This is a genomic window from Pseudomonas sp. CM27, from assembly GCF_013179515.1.
GTDB lineage: Bacteria > Pseudomonadota > Gammaproteobacteria > Pseudomonadales > Pseudomonadaceae > Aquipseudomonas.
On record NZ_JABMCN010000063.1, the window covers coordinates 5,485 to 24,730 of the forward strand.

The 19,246-nt window shown below is 63.9% G+C and carries 16 protein-coding genes and 3 pseudogenes; 16 read left to right on the forward strand and 3 right to left on the reverse strand.

Annotation, left to right across the window (positions count from 1 at the left end; genetic code table 11):
* The coding region (locus tag HP547_RS10380) for an OmpA family protein (RefSeq protein WP_172286239.1) at window positions 1-449 on the forward strand (449 nt) is incomplete at its 5' end.
* Window positions 450-702: 253 nt separating this feature from the next.
* Here HP547_RS10380 and rsgA read toward each other — a convergent pair.
* Window positions 703-1,734 (reverse strand): small ribosomal subunit biogenesis GTPase RsgA, encoded by a 1,032-nt coding sequence (gene rsgA, locus HP547_RS10385; protein WP_172286240.1) that lies wholly within the window; start codon window positions 1,732-1,734, stop codon window positions 703-705.
* Between the two features lie 151 nt (window positions 1,735-1,885).
* Between rsgA and orn the strand changes: the two genes are divergently transcribed.
* On the forward strand, window positions 1,886-2,428 hold the full coding sequence (gene orn, locus HP547_RS10390) for an oligoribonuclease (protein ID WP_172230468.1): 543 nt from the start codon (window positions 1,886-1,888) through the stop codon (window positions 2,426-2,428).
* A gap of 91 nt (window positions 2,429-2,519) precedes the next feature.
* Window positions 2,520-3,131, forward strand: a complete 612-nt coding sequence (locus tag HP547_RS10395) for a trimeric intracellular cation channel family protein (RefSeq protein ID WP_172230471.1) — start codon at window positions 2,520-2,522, stop codon at window positions 3,129-3,131.
* A gap of 94 nt (window positions 3,132-3,225) precedes the next feature.
* Here HP547_RS10395 and queG read toward each other — a convergent pair whose 3' ends face one another.
* Window positions 3,226-4,305, reverse strand: a complete 1,080-nt coding sequence (gene queG / locus HP547_RS10400) for a tRNA epoxyqueuosine(34) reductase QueG (RefSeq protein WP_172286241.1) — start codon at window positions 4,303-4,305, stop codon at window positions 3,226-3,228.
* A 65-nt stretch (window positions 4,306-4,370) separates the two neighbouring features.
* Here queG and HP547_RS10405 point away from each other — a divergent pair, with 65 nt between their 5' ends.
* The 13 genes and pseudogenes from HP547_RS10405 to HP547_RS29940 form a co-directional block, all read left to right on the forward strand.
* Window positions 4,371-5,231 (forward strand): NAD(P)H-hydrate dehydratase, encoded by an 861-nt coding sequence (locus HP547_RS10405; RefSeq protein WP_172286242.1) that lies wholly within the window; start codon window positions 4,371-4,373, stop codon window positions 5,229-5,231.
* Window positions 5,219-5,692 carry a tRNA (adenosine(37)-N6)-threonylcarbamoyltransferase complex ATPase subunit type 1 TsaE gene (gene tsaE / locus HP547_RS10410; protein ID WP_172232309.1) on the forward strand — a complete coding sequence of 158 codons (474 nt, stop codon included), beginning with the start codon at window positions 5,219-5,221 and terminating at the stop codon, window positions 5,690-5,692. Before HP547_RS10405 ends, tsaE begins: the two co-directional genes overlap by 13 nt.
* Window positions 5,693-5,703: 11 nt before the next feature.
* On the forward strand, window positions 5,704-7,134 hold the full coding sequence (locus HP547_RS10415) for an N-acetylmuramoyl-L-alanine amidase (RefSeq protein WP_172232312.1): 1,431 nt from the start codon (window positions 5,704-5,706) through the stop codon (window positions 7,132-7,134).
* The gene (mutL, locus tag HP547_RS10420) at window positions 7,131-9,032 is read left to right on the forward strand and encodes a DNA mismatch repair endonuclease MutL (protein ID WP_172286243.1); all 1,902 of its coding nucleotides are present in this window, start codon (window positions 7,131-7,133) and stop codon (window positions 9,030-9,032) included. The genes HP547_RS10415 and mutL overlap by 4 nt, the downstream gene beginning before the upstream one ends.
* Window position 9,033: 1 nt before the next feature.
* The gene (gene miaA, locus HP547_RS10425; RefSeq protein ID WP_172228223.1) at window positions 9,034-10,005 is read left to right on the forward strand and encodes a tRNA (adenosine(37)-N6)-dimethylallyltransferase MiaA; all 972 of its coding nucleotides are present in this window, start codon (window positions 9,034-9,036) and stop codon (window positions 10,003-10,005) included.
* 94 nt (window positions 10,006-10,099) lie between these two features.
* Complete coding sequence (hfq, locus tag HP547_RS10430; RefSeq protein ID WP_172228225.1) at window positions 10,100-10,360, forward strand: RNA chaperone Hfq; 261 nt, start codon at window positions 10,100-10,102, stop codon at window positions 10,358-10,360.
* A 12-nt stretch (window positions 10,361-10,372) separates the two neighbouring features.
* Window positions 10,373-11,674, forward strand: a complete 1,302-nt coding sequence (gene hflX, locus HP547_RS10435; protein ID WP_172228227.1) for a ribosome rescue GTPase HflX — start codon at window positions 10,373-10,375, stop codon at window positions 11,672-11,674.
* A gap of 96 nt (window positions 11,675-11,770) precedes the next feature.
* Complete coding sequence (hflK, locus tag HP547_RS10440; RefSeq protein WP_172228229.1) at window positions 11,771-12,952, forward strand: FtsH protease activity modulator HflK; 1,182 nt, start codon at window positions 11,771-11,773, stop codon at window positions 12,950-12,952.
* Window positions 12,952-13,821, forward strand: coding sequence for a protease modulator HflC (gene hflC, locus HP547_RS10445; RefSeq protein WP_172228231.1), 870 nt, complete (start codon window positions 12,952-12,954; stop codon window positions 13,819-13,821). The genes hflK and hflC overlap by 1 nt, the downstream gene beginning before the upstream one ends.
* A 300-nt stretch (window positions 13,822-14,121) precedes the next feature.
* On the forward strand, window positions 14,122-15,309 hold the full coding sequence (locus HP547_RS10450; protein WP_172286244.1) for an ATP phosphoribosyltransferase regulatory subunit: 1,188 nt from the start codon (window positions 14,122-14,124) through the stop codon (window positions 15,307-15,309).
* Window positions 15,310-15,365: 56 nt separating this feature from the next.
* Complete coding sequence (locus tag HP547_RS10455) at window positions 15,366-16,658, forward strand: adenylosuccinate synthase (RefSeq protein ID WP_172228235.1); 1,293 nt, start codon at window positions 15,366-15,368, stop codon at window positions 16,656-16,658.
* A 996-nt stretch (window positions 16,659-17,654) separates the two neighbouring features.
* Window positions 17,655-17,867: pseudogene (locus HP547_RS29935) on the forward strand (methyl-accepting chemotaxis protein); the annotation flags it as partial.
* Between the two features lie 360 nt (window positions 17,868-18,227).
* Window positions 18,228-18,773: pseudogene (locus HP547_RS29940) on the forward strand (methyl-accepting chemotaxis protein); the annotation flags it as partial.
* A gap of 324 nt (window positions 18,774-19,097) precedes the next feature.
* On the opposite strand, the pseudogene HP547_RS10465 reads toward HP547_RS29940, so the two are convergent.
* A pseudogene (locus HP547_RS10465) lies at window positions 19,098-19,246 on the reverse strand (transposase); the annotation flags it as partial.

A 19,246-nucleotide genomic window follows, 5' to 3' on the forward strand; every position in this document is an offset into this window, starting at 1 on the left:
GCGTCAGCGGCCACACCGATGCCAAACCGTATGCCGGCGCTGGCGAATTCGGCAACTGGGAGCTGTCGGCCAACCGCGCCAACGCCGCGCGCCGCGCCCTGGTCGCCGGTGGCTATCCGGATGGCCAGGTGGCGCGGGTGGTGGGCTATGCCTCGTCTTCGCTGTTCGACCGCAAGAACCCGTTCAACCCGGTCAATCGCCGCATCGACATCATCGTGCTGACCAAGAAGGCCCAGCGCGACATCGAGGGTGAGCAGGGCGCGCCGGCTGCCGAGCCTGCGGCGCCCGCCAGTGGCGCTGCGCCGGGGGTATCTGCACCGGCTGCGCCAGCTAACCCGGGGCCTGGCGCCGACGCAGAGCAGGCGCCGATGCAGCCGCGTGAGCTGCGTCAGAAACTGAATATCTTCGAAGAGGGCACGTTGAAGATGGATGAAGCCAAGGAGCAGTAAGCCCTTTCGCGCCCTCAGTTAAGCAATTGGGGCCGCTTTGCGGCCCATCGCCGGCAAGCCAGGCTCCCACAAGTACGGCGCATGGCTTGAATTCGCTGCGGTCGGGGTGGGAGCTGGCTTGTCGTGGCGACGAACCGCGGCGATGGGCTGCGCAGCAGCCCCACTAGCCTTAACTGACTGGCATTAGGGCTTGCCCCGCGAAGCGCCGCGCGGGCGGCGCTCGATCTCACGGGCAGCATAAATGCCAAGCCGGTCAGTAGCTGTCTTCCGTCAAGCTGGCGATGATCGAGCGGTAGCTGTTCATGCGCTGCGGCTTGATACGGCCTTCGTCCAGCGCCTTGAGCAGCGCACAGCCCGGTTCGCGATCATGCCTGCAGTCGCGGAAGCGGCAGGTGCCGAACAGGTCGCGAAACTCGATGAAACCGTCTTCCACATCGGTACGGCTGACGTGGCCAAGGCCGAACTCGCGGATGCCCGGCGAGTCGATCAGGTCGCCGCCGTTGGGGAAGTGGTACAGGCGCGCGGTGGTGGTGGTGTGGGTGCCCTGGCCAGACCATTCGGACAGGTCGCCGACGCGGGTGCCGGCATCCGGCAGCAGGCTGTTGACCAGCGACGACTTGCCTACCCCGGACTGCCCGACGAACACGCTGATGTGGCCATCGAGCTGTTGTTGCAGGCGCTGCATGCCGTCGCCGTGGTGTGCCGAGACCTCCAGCAGCGGGTAGCCGAGCTCGCGGTAGACCTCCAGCAGTGCATGCAGGCCGGGGCCGTTCTCGTCGTTGACCAGGTCGGCCTTGTTCAGCAGCAGCAGCGGGCGCAGGCCGGCATGTTCGGCGGCGACCAGGTAGCGGTCGATCAGGTTCGGGTGCGGCTCCGGGGCCGGTGCGAACACGATCACGATCAAGTCGACGTTGGCGGCTACCGGCTTCAACTGGCCGTGGTTGTTCGGGCGGCACAGCTCGGTACTGCGTGGCATCTGCGCCACGATCACGCCGATACCCTGGTTGCCCGCACGCCATACCACACGGTCGCCGGTGACCAGCGCTGGCAGGTTGGCGCGCAAGTGGCAGCGGAATACCTGGCCGGCGGTTTCACCGTCCTGGGCTTCCACCTCGACCTGCACGCCGAAGTGCGCGATCACCAGGCCCAGTTGCTCCGGCCCCAGGTCGCCACCTTCCAGTTCCTGCAGCGCATTCTGCTCGCGTTTGGCGGCGCGCGCGGCGCGCTCGCCCTGGATTTTTTCGATACGCCAGTTCTGGCGGCGATTGAGCTGGCGTTTGGCCATGAAATTTCCGTGGTGGTTCGGTGTAGGGGCAGATTGAAACGGCAGGCAGTTTAGCACGGCAGGCTGAGGACCATTCCGCTTACCTGCATGCGGCGCATGGGCGTGCCCCGGCCACTAGGCTACTATGACGGCCTATACAAGGAGCACCTGCATGCAAAACCCACAGAACCTGATCTGGATCGACCTGGAAATGACCGGGCTGGATCCGGACAGCGACGTCATCATCGAGATGGCCACCATCGTCACCGACAGCGAGCTGAACACCTTGGCCGAGGGCCCGGTGATCGCCATTCACCACAGTGACGAAGTGCTGGCGCGCATGGACGAGTGGAACACCCGCACCCATGGCGGCTCGGGCCTGACCCAGCGTGTGCGCGAGAGCAAGGTCGGCATGGCCGAAGCCGAGGCGCAGACCATCGCCTTCCTTGAGCAGTGGGTGCCGAAAGGCAAGTCGCCGATCTGCGGCAACAGCATCTGCCAGGACCGCCGCTTCCTCTACCGCCATATGCGCGACCTGGAAAACTACTTCCATTACCGCAACCTGGATGTCTCGACCTTGAAGGAGCTGGCCGCGCGCTGGGCGCCGGACGTTCGCGACAGCTTCAAGAAGGGCAACACCCACCTGGCGCTGGATGATATCCGCGAATCGATCGCCGAGCTGCGCCACTATCGCGAGCACTTCATCAAGGTGTGAGCCGAAAGGGCGCAGATATTGTGCCTGCGCCCCCTTTTGGTGCCTTGGGCAACTGGTTAGACTGCGCGCCTTTCCTGCAGGGACCCGCGCCATGTTGTTGATGCTCTACCTCATCGCCATCACCGCCGAAGCCATGACCGGTGCATTGTCTGCCGGACGCCGCGGCATGGACTGGTTTGGCGTGGTACTGATCGCCTGCGTAACGGCCCTGGGTGGCGGTTCGGTGCGTGACGTGCTGCTCGGGCATTACCCGCTGACCTGGGTGAAGCACCCGGAGTACCTGGTGTTGACCAGCCTTGCTGCGCTGCTGACCATTTTCATCGCACCGATGATGCGCCGCCTGCGCTCATTGTTTCTGGTGCTCGACGCCCTGGGCCTGGTGGCCTTTACCCTGATTGGCTGCATGACCGCGCTGGAGATGGGGCAGGGCATGCTGGTGGCGTCGATCAGCGGGGTGATCACCGGGGTGTTTGGCGGCATCCTGCGGGATATCTTCTGCAACGACATTCCGCTGGTGTTCCGTCGTGAGCTTTATGCCAGCGTGTCGTTCGCGGCGGCCTGGTTCTACCTGGGTTGTGTGTATTTCCAGGTGCCGGCGGAGCAGGCGATGCTGCTGACCTTGTTCGGCGGGTTTCTGGTGCGGTTGCTGGCGATACGTTTTCACTGGGAAATGCCCAAGTTTCATTACAACGATCAGCAGTAAGTGCGCTCGTCTTGAGGGTTGCTGCGCCTGTGGGATCGAGCGCCGCGCGGGCGGCGCTCGATGTCTGCAACACCATCAAAATCAACGATTACGCCTAGCGGCCTCCATCCCCTTCAACGCCGTGCCGGGCCAGCGCCCACTCGACGTGCTCGCGCACCAATTCAGACGCATCCTCGCGCCGCGCCTTCAGCGCTTCTATCACCGGAATGGTCGACGGCGCATTGCCCAAGCCCACCGCCAGGTTGCGCAACCAGCGCTCATACCCCGCCCGGCGCAAAGGCCCGCCCTCGGTCTTGCGCAGGAAGGTCCGTTCATCCCACAAGAACATTTCAGCCAGCTCGGCATTCTCCAGCCCGTGCCGGGGCTGGAAGTCCTGCTCCTGGCTATGCCTTGCAAAGCGGTTCCATGGGCAGACGATCTGGCAGTCGTCGCAACCGAACACCCGGTTGCCCATCATCGAGCGCAACTCGACCGGGATTGGCCCCCGCAGCTCGATGGTCAGGTAGGAAATACAACGCCGCGCATCCAGCACATAAGGCCCGACAAACGCCTGGGTCGGGCAGATGTCCAGGCAGGCCTGGCAGCGCCCGCAGTGCTCGCTGGTGGTGGCTTCGTCCACCGGCAGCGGCAGTTCGACGAACAGTTCGGCGAGGAAAAAGTAGCTACCCGCTTTGCGGTTGAGCAGCAAGGTGTTCTTGCCGATCCAGCCCAGCCCGGCCTGTTCGGCCAAGGCCTTTTCCAGCACCGGTGCGCTGTCGACGAACGCGCGGTAGCCGAACGGGCCGATCGCCTCCTGAATGCGGTCGGCCAGAAACTGCACGCGCTTGCGCACCAGCTTGTGGTAATCGCGGCCCAGGGCGTAGCGCGACACGTAGGCTTTCTCCGGCTGCGCCAGGCGCTGTGCCATCTGCGTGTCGCCGGGCAGGTAGTCCATGCGCAGCGATACCACGCGTACCGTGCCAGGGATCAGCTGGTCGGGGTGCGAGCGCTTGCTGCCGTGGGCGCCCAGGTATTCCATTTCGCCCTGGTAGCCGGCGTCGAGCCAGCGCTGCAGGTGGTGTTCATGTTCGCCAAGGTCGACCCCGGCGATGCCGACGTGGGCAAAACCGAGTTCCTGGCCCCAAATCTTGATGGATTGGGCCAGTTGGGCGAGGTCAGGCGTAGAAGCGGACATGGATGGGCAAGGCAATACGGGCTCAGGTGCGTATAATTCTGCCAGACATTGGAGCCTTTGACCCCATGCCGCAGACCAAACACCCAAGCCTGACCCAACAAATGCTCAGCAGCGTGACCGTCGCGCACCTGCCGGCACGGCATGCGCACGCCCATAAAGGCGACTTTGGCCATGTGCTGGTGGTTGGTGGCGACCTCGGTACCGGTGGCGCTGTACTGCTCAGCGCTGAAGCCGCATTGCGCTGTGGCGCCGGGCTGGTCAGCGTGGCAACCCGGCCGGAGCACGTCGCGGCCAGCCTGACGCGCCTGCCCGAGGTCATGTGTCTGGGCGTCAGTTCGGCCAACCAGGTGATGGGTGTGCTGGAGCGCGCCTCGGTGCTGGTGGTCGGCCCAGGCCTGGGCCAGGCCGCATGGGGCCGTAGCCTGCTGTCGGCAGTGGCCAATGCCGAGCGGCCGCAGGTATGGGATGCCGACGCCCTGAACCTGCTGGCGCGCACCCCGCTGGCCTTGCCCAGCGGCAGCGTCCTCACCCCCCACCCAGGGGAGGCAGCCCGCCTGCTAGGGATTTCCACCGAGGCGGTGCAGGCGGACCGCCCGGGTGCTGCGCGCAAGCTGGCGCGTCGTTACAACAGCGTCTGCGTGCTTAAAGGCGCTGGCACCCTGGTGGCGGATCCCACCGGCAAGCTGGCGCTGTGCGAGCGCGGTCACCCGGCGATGGCGGGCGCGGGGCTAGGCGATGTGCTGACCGGTGTACTGGCGGCGTTGTTGGCCCAGGGGCTTGGCGCCTGGGAGGCGGCCGGCCTGGCGGTATGGCTGCACGCCTGTGCCGGCGAGCGTCTGGGTGTGAATGGTAGAGGCCTGGCGGCCAGCGATCTGGCGCCGGTCATTCGTGAGTTGTTGGAGGAGCATTCTGCGTGTCTGGTTTAACCCTGTTTCTGGCCGATGAAGCGGCCATGGTCGCCTTCGGCGGCAAAATGGCCGAAGTGACCGGCGGTCGCGGCGTGATTTTTCTGGAAGGTGACCTGGGTGCGGGTAAAACCACCCTGTCGCGTGGCCTGATTCGTGGGCTGGGCCATACTGGTGCAGTGAAAAGCCCTACCTTCACCGTGGTCGAACCCTACGAAATCGGCGAGGTCCGAGCCTTTCACTTCGACCTGTATCGCCTGGTCGATCCTGAGGAGCTGGAGTACATGGGTATTCGTGACTATTTCGACGGCGACCCGCTTTGCCTGTTCGAGTGGCCAGAAAAGGGTACGGGCGTTTTGCCAAAGCCTGACCTGACCATTACCATAAGCCCCCAAGCGGGCGGACGCTCGCTGATCCTTTCGCCGCAGGGGGCTCGCGGCGAGGCCTGGTGCGTCGCACTGGCCGAACACTATAAACAGTAAGTGGGGTAGGTATGCGCATACGCGCACTGGTCGCCATCGTTGGGCTGCTGCTGACAACGGTGACCGTTGACGCTCTGGCCGTCACTCAAGTCAAGAGCATGCGCCTGTGGCGCGCGCCGGACAACACGCGGCTGGTCTTCGACCTTTCAGGCCCCGTGCAGCATAGTGTCTTCACCCTCAGCGCGCCGGACCGCCTGGTTATCGACATCAATGGCGCAACCTTGGCTGCGCCACTGAACGTGGCCACCTCCAACACGCCGATAAGCAGCGTGCGTTCGGCCCAGCGGACGCCGACCGACCTGCGCGTGGTGGTCGACCTGAAAAAATCGGTCACCCCAAAGAGTTTCACCCTGGCGCCCAACGCCCAGTATGGCAATCGCCTGGTGGTCGACCTGTACGACCAGGAAGCCGACGCCATCGCCGCCAGCGCCCCGCCCCCGGCCCCGACCCCGGTACAAACCCCGGCGACCACCCCTGCGGTGCCGGTGAGCCCGGCCCAGCCCGCCATCAAGCTGCCGCCGGTACCGAGCGGCAAGCGGGACATCGTGGTCGCCATCGACGCCGGCCATGGCGGCGAAGACCCGGGTGCATCCGGCTCGCGTGGTCAGCATGAAAAAGACATCGTGCTGCAGATCGCCAAAGAGCTGCAGCGCCAGATCAACCGCGAGAAAGGCTTCCGGGCCGAGCTGACCCGTACTGGCGACTATTTCATCCCGCTGCGCAAACGCACGGAAATCGCCCGCAAGAAGGGCGCCGACCTGTTCATCTCCATTCATGCTGACGCCGCACCGTCGCGGGCTGCCTTTGGCGCCTCGGTGTTCGCCTTGTCCGACCGTGGTGCCACCTCCGAAACCGCGCGCTGGCTGGCCGACACGGAAAACCGCTCAGACCTTATCGGTGGTGCGGGCAATGTCAGCCTGGATGACAAGGACCGGATGTTGGCCGGTGTGCTGCTCGACCTGTCGATGACCGCCACCCTCAGCTCCAGCCTCAACGTCGGGCAGAAGGTGCTGGGCAACATGGGTCGCGTCACCTCGCTGCACAAGCAGCGTGTGGAGCAAGCCGGCTTCATGGTGCTGAAATCCCCGGATATTCCGTCGATCCTCGTTGAAACCGGGTTCATCTCGAACAATAACGAAGCGGCCAAACTGGCCACCGCCAGCCACCAGCAGGCCCTGGCCCGTTCTATTCACACGGGCGTGCGCCAGTACTTCCAGCAGAACCCGCCACCGGGCACCTATGTGGCCTGGCTGCGCGACACCGGCAAGATTGCCGCAGGCCCGCGTGAGCACACGGTTCGCCCAGGCGAAACCCTGGCCATGCTCGCCGTGCGCTACCAGGTCAGCGTTGCCAGCCTGCGCAGCACCAACAGCCTCAAGACCGATGAGCTGAAGGTCGGCCAGCGCCTCGATGTCCCGGCCACCACGCTGGCTTCGCAATGAGTGGTGGTTCGCGCATCCAGCTGCTCAGCCCGCGGCTGGCCAACCAGATTGCCGCCGGCGAAGTGGTCGAGCGGCCGGCCTCTGTCGCCAAGGAGCTGCTGGAAAACAGCCTGGACTCCGGCGCCCGACGTATCGACGTGGACGTGGAGCAGGGCGGCGTCAAGCTGCTGAAGGTGCGTGACGACGGCAGTGGTATTTCCGCCGACGACCTGCCGCTGGCCCTGGCCCGTCACGCCACCAGCAAGATCCGCGAGCTGGAAGACCTTGAAGGGGTATTGAGCCTGGGCTTCCGTGGTGAGGCCCTGGCCTCGATCAGCTCGGTGGCGCGCCTGACCCTGACCTCGCGTACCGCCAGCGCCAGCGAGGCCTGGCAGGTGGAAACCGAAGGTCGCGACATGACCCCGCGGGTACAGCCGGCGGCTCACCCGGTCGGTACGTCGGTGGAAGTGCGTGACCTGTTCTTCAATACCCCGGCCCGGCGCAAGTTCCTCAAGGCCGAGAAAACCGAATTCGATCACCTGCAGGAAGTCATCCGGCGGCTGGCCCTGGCGCGTTTCGATGTCGGCTTCCACCTGCGTCACAACGGCAAGAGCATCCTCAGCCTGCACGAAGCCCACGACGAGACCGCCCGCGCACGGCGGGTGGGCGCCATCTGTGGCGCGGGCTTCATGGAGCAGGCGCTGCCGATCGACGTCGAACGCAACGGCCTGCGCCTGTGGGGCTGGGTCGGCCTGCCGACCTTCTCGCGCAGCCAGGCAGACCTGCAGTACTTCTTCGTCAACGGCCGTGCAGTGCGCGACAAGCTGGTCGCCCACGCGGTGCGCCAGGCCTACCGCGACGTGCTGTTCAACGGGCGGCATCCGACGTTCGTGCTGTTTCTCGAGCTGGAACCCAACGGCGTCGACGTCAACGTGCACCCGACCAAGCACGAGGTGCGCTTCCGCGAAGGGCGCTCGGTTCACGACTTCCTGTATGGCACTCTGCACCGCGCCCTGGCCGATGTACGCCCGGAAGACCAGTTGGCGGCGCCTGCTGCGGTGACCGAGATGGTCCGCCCCACAGGCCCGCAGGCCGGCGAATTCGGGCCGCAGGGTGAAATGCGCCTGGCCTCGCCGGTGCTTGAGCAGCCGCGTGCCCCGCAACAGTCGTTTTCCAACGGTGGCAGTGGCGCGGGTTACCAGTACCAGTACACGCCACGTCCTTCGCAGCCGCTGCCGGCCGCCGAGGCGCAGGCGGTCTATCGCGACTTTTACAAACCGCTGGAAGGTGGTGGCGCGGCGCCAGCGACGGCCCTGCCTGAAAGCCAGGGTGACATCCCGCCGCTGGGGTATGCGCTGGCGCAGCTCAAGGGTATCTACATCCTGGCCGAGAACGCCGTCGGCCTGGTGCTGGTGGACATGCATGCCGCCCACGAGCGCATCATGTACGAGCGCCTCAAAGTGGCCATGGCCAGCGAAGGCCTCAGCGGCCAGCCGCTGCTGGTACCGGAAACCCTGGCCTTGAGCCAGCGCGAAGCCGACTGCGCCGAAGAGCACGCGCAGTGGTTCCAGCGCCTGGGCTTCGAATTGCAGCGCCTGGCCCCGGAAAGCCTGGCGATCCGCCAGATTCCGGCGCTGCTCAAGCAGGCCGAGGCCAACCGCCTGGTGCAGGACGTGCTCGCCGACCTGATGGAGTACGGCACCAGCGACCGTATCCAGGCGCACCTCAACGAACTGCTGGGCACCATGGCCTGCCACGGCGCGGTGCGCGCCAACCGGCGCCTGGCAATACCCGAGATGAATGCCCTGCTGCGCGACATGGAAAACACCGAACGCAGCGGCCAGTGCAACCATGGCCGTCCCACCTGGACCCAGATGGGCCTGGACGACCTGGACAAACTCTTCCTGCGCGGTCGATGAAATGAGCGTCAAGCCCCCTGCAATATTCCTGATGGGCCCGACGGCGGCCGGCAAGACCGACCTGGCTATCGAGCTGACCAAGGTGCTGCCGTGCGAGTTGATCAGCGTCGACTCGGCGCTGGTCTACCGCGGCATGGACATTGGTTCGGCCAAGCCCTCGAAAGAAATCCTTGCCGCCCACCCGCACCGGCTGATCGACATTCGCGACCCGGCCGAGAGCTATTCGGCCGCGCAGTTCCGTGCCGACGCACTGGAAGCCATGGCCGACATTACCGCGCGCGGCAAGATCCCGCTGCTGGTGGGTGGCACCATGCTCTATTACAAGGCCTTGATCGATGGCCTGGCAGACATGCCGGCGGCCGATGCTGCGGTCCGTGCCGAGCTGGAAGCCCAGGCAGACGCCTTGGGCCTGGCCGAACTGCACCGCCAACTGGCCGAAATCGACCCCGAGTCGGCAGCGCGAATTCACCCCAACGACCCGCAGCGGTTGATCCGTGCGCTGGAGGTGTTTCGGGTGAGCGGCGAGAGCATGACGGTTCATCGCCAGCGTCAATTCGCTGAAAGTCGCGGCGCAGACGCAGGCGCTGCCGGACATTTGCCCTATACTGTCGCGAGTTTGGCGATTGCTCCTACAGATCGTCACATTTTGCATCAGCGAATTGCGTTACGATTTTCACAAATGCTGGAACAGGGCTTCGTTGAAGAGGTCCGATCGCTGCGAGCCAGAAGTGACTTGCACGCCGGGCTGCCGTCTATACGGGCAGTGGGTTATCGGCAGGTCTGGGATTACCTGGACGGCAAGCTGACTGAGAATGAGATGCGAGAACGCGGTATCATCGCTACTCGGCAGCTGGCCAAGCGGCAGTTCACCTGGTTGCGTGGCTGGCCCGATGTTCACTGGCTTGACAGCCTGGCCTGCGACAATCTGTCCCGCACCTTGAAATACCTTGGGGCCATCTCCATATTGAGCTGAGTCCCTGCTGATTGCCGTCTATTCTTGCGAAGGGGCGGCCTAATTTATCGATTTTATTGATTTTCTATTATTTATCCTTACAGGAGTGCGGCATATGTCAAAAGGGCATTCGCTACAAGACCCTTACTTGAATACCTTGAGAAAAGAAAAGGTTCCGGTATCCATCTATCTGGTCAACGGAATCAAGCTGCAGGGCTCGATCGAATCCTTCGACCAGTTCGTGGTACTGCTGAAGAACACCGTCAGCCAGATGGTCTACAAGCACGCCATTTCGACCGTGGTTCCGGCCCGTCCGGTTCGCCTGCCAAGCCCGACCGATGCCGAGCACGGCGACAGCGAGCCAGGCAACGCCTGATAGGAGCCTGCATTGTTCTTTGAGCGCCACGGTGGTGGTGAGCGGGCGTTGCTCGTTCACTTGGAAGGTCAGAACCCTGAGGCGCGCGAAGATCCGCAGGAGTTTCAGGAGCTGGCACTGTCGGCCGGGGCGGATATCGTCTCGCTGGTGACAGTGACAAGGCATCAGCCTTCGGCGAAATACCTGATTGGCAGCGGCAAGGTCGAGGAGCTGCACGACCTGGTCCATGCCGAGCAGGTCGACCTGGTGATTTTCAATCACACCCTCACGCCCAGTCAGGAGCGCAACCTCGAACGTGTGTTCGAGTGCCGTGTGCTCGACCGGACCGGGCTGATCCTCGATATCTTCGCCCAGCGGGCGCGTACCCATGAAGGCAAGCTGCAGGTCGAACTGGCCCAGCTGGACCACATGAGCACGCGGCTGGTGCGCGGCTGGACCCACCTTGAGCGACAAAAAGGTGGTATCGGCCTGCGCGGCCCGGGTGAAACCCAGCTGGAAACCGACCGCCGCCTGTTGCGGGTGCGTATTCGCCAGATCAAGTCACGCCTGGAGAAGGTGCGCAGCCAGCGCGAGCAGGCGCGTCGCGGGCGCAAACGCGCAGACATCCCGTCGGTGTCGCTGGTGGGTTACACCAACGCCGGCAAGTCCACGCTGTTCAACGCCCTGACCCAATCCGAGGTGTACGCTGCCGACCAGCTGTTCGCCACGCTCGACCCGACCCTGCGCCGGCTTGAGCTGAACGACCTGGGGCCGATCGTGCTGGCCGACACCGTGGGCTTCATACGCCACCTGCCGCACAAGCTGGTCGAGGCATTTCGGGCTACGCTCGAAGAGTCGAGCAACTCCGACCTGCTGCTGCACGTGATCGACGCCCATGAGCCAGAGCGCATGGAGCAGATCGAGCAGGTGCTGGCGGTATTGGGCGAGATTGGTGCCGAAGGCTTGCCGATCCTCGAGGTGTATAACAAACTCGACCTGCTCGAAGATGTCGAGCCGCAGATCCAGCGCGATGCCGATGGCAAGCCGCAGCGGGTCTGGGTATCGGCACGCGATGGGCGTGGCCTGGAGCTTGTAGGCCAGGCGATTGCAGAATTGCTGGGGGATGATCTGTTTGTCGGCACACTGTGCCTGGAGCAGCGTTTTGCCCGCTTGCGCGCGCAATTCTTTGCCCTGGGTGCCGTGCGCAGTGAAGAGCATGATGAAGAAGGGCGCAGCTTGCTGAGCGTGCGACTGCCCATGGTCGAACTGAATCGCCTGGTCAGCCGTGAAGGCATGGAGCCGCAAGTGTTTGTCGAGCAACACACTTTGCAATAAATGCTCGTCGAGGTCGCCGGGCAGCAGTGACAGGCATTCTGTAGCATTGGACGGCGCGCCGTGGGCGCGTCTTTGCTTTATCAGATGGAGAGCGCTATGGCTTGGAACGAGCCGGGTGGCAACTCGAACAATCAGGATCCCTGGGGCGGTCGCCGTGGTGGCGGCGGCGGCGGTGGTGACAAGAAAGGTCCGCCGGATCTGGACGAGGCCTTCCGCAAACTGCAGGACAGCCTGAATGGCATGTTCGGTGGTAACAAGAAACGTGGCGGCGGTGACCGCAATGTCGGCAAGGGTGGCGGCTATGGTCTGCTGGGCATTGGCCTGGCGGTGCTGGCGGCTATCTGGCTGTACAGCGCCGTGTACGTGGTCGACGAGCAGGAGCAGGCCGTGGTGCTGCGCTTCGGCAAGTACTATGAGACGGTCGGTCCCGGCCTGAACATCTACTTCCCGCCAATCGATCGCAAGTACATGGAAAACGTCACGCGCGAGCGTGCCTACACCAAGCAGGGCCAGATGCTCACCGAAGACGAGAACATCGTCGAGGTGCCGCTGACCGTCCAGTACAAGATCAGCAACCTGCAGGACTTCGTGCTCAACGTCGACCAGCCTGAGGTAAGCCTTCAGCACGCGACCGACAGCGCCCTGCGCCACGTGGTGGGTTCCACCTCGATGGACCAGGTGCTGACCGAAGGCCGTGAGCAGATGGCCGTGGATATCCGCGAACGCCTGCAGCGCTTCCTCGACAACTACCGTACCGGTATCACCGTGACCCAGGTCAACGTACAGAGCGCGGCAGCCCCGCGTGAAGTGCAGGAAGCCTTCGACGACGTGATCCGTGCCCGCGAAGACGAGCAGCGCGCCCGCAACCAGGCCGAGTCCTACGCCAATGGCGTGGTCCCCGAAGCCCGTGGTCAGGCCCAGCGCATCATCGAGGACGCCAATGGTTACCGCGACGAAGTCATCGCTCGCGCCAAGGGTGAGGCAGACCGCTTCACCAAGCTGCTCGTCGAGTACCGCAAGGCACCTGACGTAACCCGTGAGCGTCTGTATCTGGAGACCATGCAAGAGGTCTACAGCAATTCGAGCAAGGTCATGGTGGCGACCAAGGACGGGCAGAACAACCTGCTCTACCTGCCACTGGACAAGATGGTCGAAGGCAGCCGCAACCCGTCCGCGCCAACCGGCAGCGTGTCGCCATCGGCCAACGATGCGGCCGCGCGTGCAGCGCAGGACCTGCAACAGCAACAGCAGCCGCTGCGCACTAGGGAGAGCCGCTGATGAGCAATAGATCGCTGATCGCCCTGATCGTCGCCGTGGTTTTGGCCATTGTGGCCTGGAACAGCTTCTACATCGTGGGCCAGACCGAGCGCGCGGTAATGCTGCGTTTCGGTAAGGTGGTCCAGGCCGATGTCCAGCCTGGCCTGCACGTGAAGATTCCGTACGTCAACCAGGTGCGCAAGTTCGACGCCCGTCTGATGACCCTCGACGCCCCGACCCAACGGTTCCTGACCCTGGAGAAGAAAGCGGTGATGGTCGACGCCTACGCCAAGTGGCGCGTCAAGGATGCGGAACGTTTCTACACCGCCACGTCCGGCATGAAGCAGATCGCCGACGAGCGCTTGTCGCGTCGTCTGGAAAGCGGCCTGCGTGACCAGTTTGGTAAACGTACCCTGCACGAGGTGGTTTCCGGTGAACGTGACGCACTGATGGCCGACATCACTGCTTCGCTGAACCGCATGGCCAACAAGGAGCTGGGCATCGAGGTGGTCGACGTTCGCGTCAAGGCCATCGACCTGCCGAAGGAAGTCAACCGCAGCGTGTTCGACCGCATGAGCACCGAGCGTGAGCGTGAAGCCCGCGAGCACCGTGCCAAGGGTAACGAGCTGGCTGAAGGTATCCGTGCCGATGCCGACCGTCAGCGCCGTGTGCTGCTGGCCGAGGCTTATCGCGAAGCAGAAGAAACCCGCGGTGATGGTGATGCCCAGGCGGCCGCTATCTATGCCAAGGCCTACAGCCAGGACGCTGATTTCTATGCGTTCCACCGTAGCCTGCAGGCATACCGCGAGAGCTTCTCGAGCAAGAGCGACGTGATGGTCCTGGACCCGAAGAACGAGTTCTTCCGTTACCTGGACAAGAGCAGGCCTTGATGTTCAGGCCCCTGAGCTGAATCGGGAGCACCCCGCCTGGCAGGTAAAATTCCAGGCAGGGTGCATCCTGAATCAAAAGGGGTGTATGATGAGGCAGCCGGGAAATTTCCCGGCTTTTTTGCGTCTGCAAGGTTGATTGGCACTGCGCCAGTTGACGGTTTGGTCAGGTCGCAAGGCAATTTGAGGGTGTCGGGTACGGTGGCTGCGCTGGGATCAGTGCTGCCCGCTGCTGTGCGCGATACCGGCTTTACTGACGGCTTGCCTGCTGGCAGCCGCCCGGACCAGAGGGGAAATGGCGTAATGGCAACGGTAGACCGCTGGCTACTGCCAGATGGCATCGAGGAAGTACTGCCACCTGAGGCTGCGCGCATCGAAATTGCGCGCCGCCAGGTGTTGGACCTGTTCCAGAGTTGGGGTTACGAACTGGTCGTCACCCCGCATATCGAGTACCTGGAGTCGCTGCTTACCGGCGCCGGCCAGGACCTGGATCAGCGCACCTTCAAGGTGGTGGACCCGCAGTCCGGCCGCCTGATGGGCTTCCGTGCCGACTTCACTCCGCAGGTGGCGCGCATCGACGCCCACACCCTGCGCCGTGAAGGCCCGAGCCGCCTGTGCTATGCCGGCAGCGTGCTGCACGCCCAGCCGCGTGCGCTGTCGACCTCGCGCAGCCCGATCCAGCTGGGTGCCGAGCTGTACGGCGACGCCAGCCCCGCCAGCGACGTCGAAGTCATCAGCCTGATGCTGGCCACGCTGCAACTGGCCGATGTGCCGGATGTGCACATGGACCTGGGCCACGTCGGCATCTACCGCGGCCTGGCGCGTGCGGCCGGCCTGTCCGGTGCGGTCGAGCAGCAGTTGTTCGACGCGCTGCAGCGCAAGTCGGTGGACGAAGTGCAGGCACTGACTGCCGACCTGCCGAAGGACCTGGGCAACATGCTGCGCGCACTGGTCGAGCTGTGCGGTGGCCGCGAGGTGCTGAACGAGGCCCGCGTGCGCCTGGGCCGTGCCCCTGCCAGCGTGCTGGCGGCGCTGGACGACCTGCTGGCGATCGCTGATCGCCTGGCGTCGCGCTACCCGGACCTGCCGCTGTACTTCGACCTCGGCGAGCTGCGCGGTTACCACTATCACACCGGCGTGGTGTTCGCCGTATTCGTGCCGGGCGAAGGTCAGTCGATCGCCCAGGGCGGGCGCTACGACGACATCGGCGCCGACTTTGGCCGGGCCCGCCCGGCAACCGGTTTCTCCACGGATTTGAAGACCCTGGTCACACTGGGGCGAGCGGAGGTCGTATTGCCAACTGGCGGCATCTGGATGCCGGACAGTGGCGACGCGGCCCTCTGGCAGCAAGTCTGCCAGTTGCGCAACGAGGGCCAGCGTGTGGTCCAGGCTCTGCCTGGCCAGCCGTTGAGTGCTGCTCTCGAGGCGGATTGTGATCGGCAATTGATTCAGCAAGACGGGCGCTGGCAGGTTCTGCCGCTGGCCCAGTGAGTTTCTGCGTCGGCAACAGGCCGGCAACCAAGTTTGCGTGAATGAGGACCAATGTAATGGGTAAGAATGTCGTCGTCCTGGGCACCCAATGGGGTGATGAGGGCAAAGGCAAGATCGTCGATCTGCTGACCGAACATGCTGCCGCCGTAGTGCGCTACCAAGGTGGCCACAATGCGGGCCACACCCTGGTGATCAACGGTGAAAAAACCGTGCTGCACCTGATTCCGTCCGGCATCCTGCGTGAAGGCGTACAGTGCCTGATCGGCAACGGCGTGGTCGTTGCCCCGGATGCCCTGATGCGCGAAATCACCAAGCTGGAAGAGAAGGGCGTACCGGTGCGCGAGCGCCTGCGCATCTCCCCGGCTGCGCCGCTGATCCTGTCGTACCACGTGGCCCTCGACCAGGCCCGTGAAAAAGCCCGTGGCGAAGCCAAGATCGGCACCACCGGCCGTGGTATCGGCCCAGCCTACGAAGACAAGGTCGCGCGCCGCGGCCTGCGCGTTGGCGACCTGTTCCACCGTGAGCGTTTCGCCGCCAAGCTGGGTGAGCTGCTGGACTACCACAACTTCCAGCTGGTGAACTACTACAAAGAGCCGGCCATCGACTTCCAGCAAACCCTAGACGAGTGCATGGCCTACGCCGAACAGCTCAAGCCGATGATGCTCGACGTCACCGCCGAGCTGCACAACCTGCGTCGTGCCGGCAAGGACATCATGTTCGAAGGCGCCCAGGGCTCGCTGCTGGACATCGACCACGGTACCTACCCGTACGTCACCAGCTCCAACACCACCGCTGGCGGTATCTCCACCGGTTCCGGCGTTGGCCCAATGTACCTGGACTACATCCTGGGTATCACCAAGGCGTACACCACTCGCGTAGGTTCGGGCCCGTTCCCGACCGAACTGTTCGACGAGACCGGCGCTACCCTGGCCAAGCGTGGCCACGAGTTCGGTTCCACCACCGGCCGTGCCCGTCGTTGCGGCTGGTTCGATGCCGTGATCCTGCGTCGCGCCATTGACGTCAACAGCATCTCGGGCATCTGCCTGACCAAGCTGGACGTGCTGGACGGCCTGGAAACCATCAACATCTGCGTTGGCTACAAGAACGAGAACGGTGCCGTCATCGACGCCCCTTCCGATGCCGACAGTTACATCGGCCTGGAGCCGGTGTACGAAGAGATGCCAGGCTGGAGCCAATCGACCCTGGGTGCCAAGACCCTGGAAGAGCTGCCAGAAGCTGCCCGCGCTTACATCAAGCGCATCGAGGAGCTGACCGGCGCGCCGATCGACATCATCTCCACCGGCCCGGACCGCAACGAAACCATCGTTCTGCGTCACCCGTTCGCCTGATCTGCCCTCCAGGCTGATCTGACGCCGCGGTCCTGAAAGGGGCCGCGGCGTTTTCATTCATGGATAACCCATTGCTGAACCTTGGCGTTTATCCCTGCTGCCCCCGGCACAACCCTTGCTGTAAGAAGTTTCAGACGATGCCATCAAAATAGTGGCGCCAGAAAACACGAGGGTTACACCGTGTCTGCCATCCTCTCACTGTTACGAAGCCGCCTATTGCGGCCTGTGTTTGTTGCCTTGGGTATCGCGCTTCTGGTGCAGGTGCTGGTTGCCGTTGCACTCACGCGTAGCACGGTCACTGCCCTGGAGGCTGATCTTGGCGAGCGCCTGGGCAATGACAGCCGTCAACTGGCCAGCGACCTGGAGCAAGCCGGGCAGGACGTGCGCTCAGGCCTCGACAGCCTGTCCAGCAGCACCCGCCAGCGCCTCAGCGCAGGCTTGTCTGCACGCCTGCAGAGCGAACAGCAGCAACTGCGCAGCACGCTGGAACAAAACCTCAAGGAGTCCGCCAATGACATGGCCGAGCTGTTGGCCTCGGTGGCCCCGCGGGCCATCTGGGACAACGACGTGCCGGTGCTTTCCGACTTCGCCCGCCGCGCACAGCGCAACCCCAACGTGCTGTTCGTGGTCTACGACGACGCCCAGGGCCAGCATCTGACCCGCTACCTGAACCGGCAAAACCCCATCAACCAAGCGTTGATGGAAAAGGGCCAGGGTGAGCGGGCGCTGGACAAGGTGATCGATGCGGCCCGACGGGACCCGGCGGTGTACTTCGTCGAGTCCCCGATCAACCCCAATGGCGCTGAAATCGGCAAGGTGGTGATGGGCGTCTCCACGGCCGGTATTGATCAGCAGCTCAAGGCCCTCGACCAGCGTTTCTCGGCCCTGATCGCCAGCGGTGAGCAACTGGTCGGCGACAGTCTGGTCGGTGCCGCCGCCGACAGTGGCAAGACCCTGCGCGAACGCCTGGAGAAGGCGCAAGGCAGTGCTGCGGCAATGCAGGCCAATACCGCGCAGACTGTGCGTGACGCTGCCGCGGAGCTACGCTGGCGCATCGGTCTGGGTCTGGCGTTGGTCGGGCTTGGTGTGCTGCTGGTGGTCGCCGTGGTCCTTGGCCGTCGGGTGCTTAGCAAGCTGCGGCTGTTGATTGCTGCGCTCGATGACCTGGCAGCAGGGGAAGGCGACCTGACCAAGCGTGTGCGGCTCGACAGCCGCGACGAAATTGGCGACATGGCCTCGGCAGTGAATCGCTTTGTCGACAAGCTGCAGCCAATCGTTCGCGAGGCGGGCGAGGTGGCGCAGCGCACTGGCGTGGAGATTGGCGCAATGGCTCAGCGCAATGCAGGTGCCGATGCCGCAGCCGCGCTGCAACGGGATGAAGTGGCGGCCAGCCTGCGTGATCTGTCGAGCATGGCCGATGAGGCTCAGGCCGAAAGCCATGCGATGCAGGCGGCATTGCAGCAAGTGGTGGATATCCGCCAGGCAACCGACGAAAACAGCCGTACCTCGACTCAGCTGGCGGGCCTGATCGAGAACCTCGCCGGGCAGGTGGACGCCGGTTCTCAGGTGATAGAACGCCTGGCCAAGCAGAGCGAGCAGATCGAAGTGGTGCTGACGGTGATCCACGGCATTGCCGAACAGACCAACCTGCTGGCTCTGAACGCTGCGATCGAGGCAGCCCGTGCCGGTGAAACCGGGCGTGGCTTTGCTGTGGTGGCGGATGAGGTGCGGGCGCTGGCGAGCAAGACGCAAAGCTCCACCGGGGATATTCAGGCGCATATCGCCGCGCTGCAGAAGGGTGCCAAAGAGGCCGTGGCCACCATCAGCCAGGCCGGGCTCAAGGCCAGCGAAGGGCTGCTGGTGTTGCGTGACAATGAACGCCGCCAGCAGTCGGTGCAGGCTGCGGTGGAGCAGGTACATGCGGCCATCGGCCTGGCCACCCGAGCGGCCGAGCAGCAGGCAAATGGTGCGCAGGCGGTGCGCGGGCGGGTAGAGACCATTCATGCCCAGGCCGAGCGCTCGGCGGAGGTGGTGATGCAGACCACGGCCAGCAGCAAGGTGCTGGATGACCTGGCCGCACAACTGAGGGCGAGCCTGGGGCAGTTCAGGGCTTGAGGATGGTGGCGGTCTACGGCAAAGGGATTGCTCATATCAGCTCGATAGCCCGCCAGGGTGAGCTGCTCTGCCGCCATGATGGCATTTCCGCCCCCATACCGATAATCGCCTTACCAGGACTGAGTCACCTTCATCGTCAAACTTGCAGGCAATTTCCCAAATCGCCCTATTCGTCCACGTTCTATTGCAGCACCAGGCGCAGGGAACTAGTGTCTTTCGTACTAGGAGGCGCGCAGCGTAACCCGCCGTTTGCCTTTGGGAGCAGCCTTAAAATGGCGATGTCTGCAAGCCGTCGTTATCAGCCCAATCTTTACCAAGGAGAGGTAAGCATGGCTTTCGGTGCTTTCCTTCTTCGCGAATTTTGACCCGCAGAGCATCAAAGAAAATGACCGGATACATCGGCTCCAGAGGCCGCTGTTGCCACGCGCCAATCTCCTCCATGACCTCGTCGGTCACGGAACTGATGAAGTCGG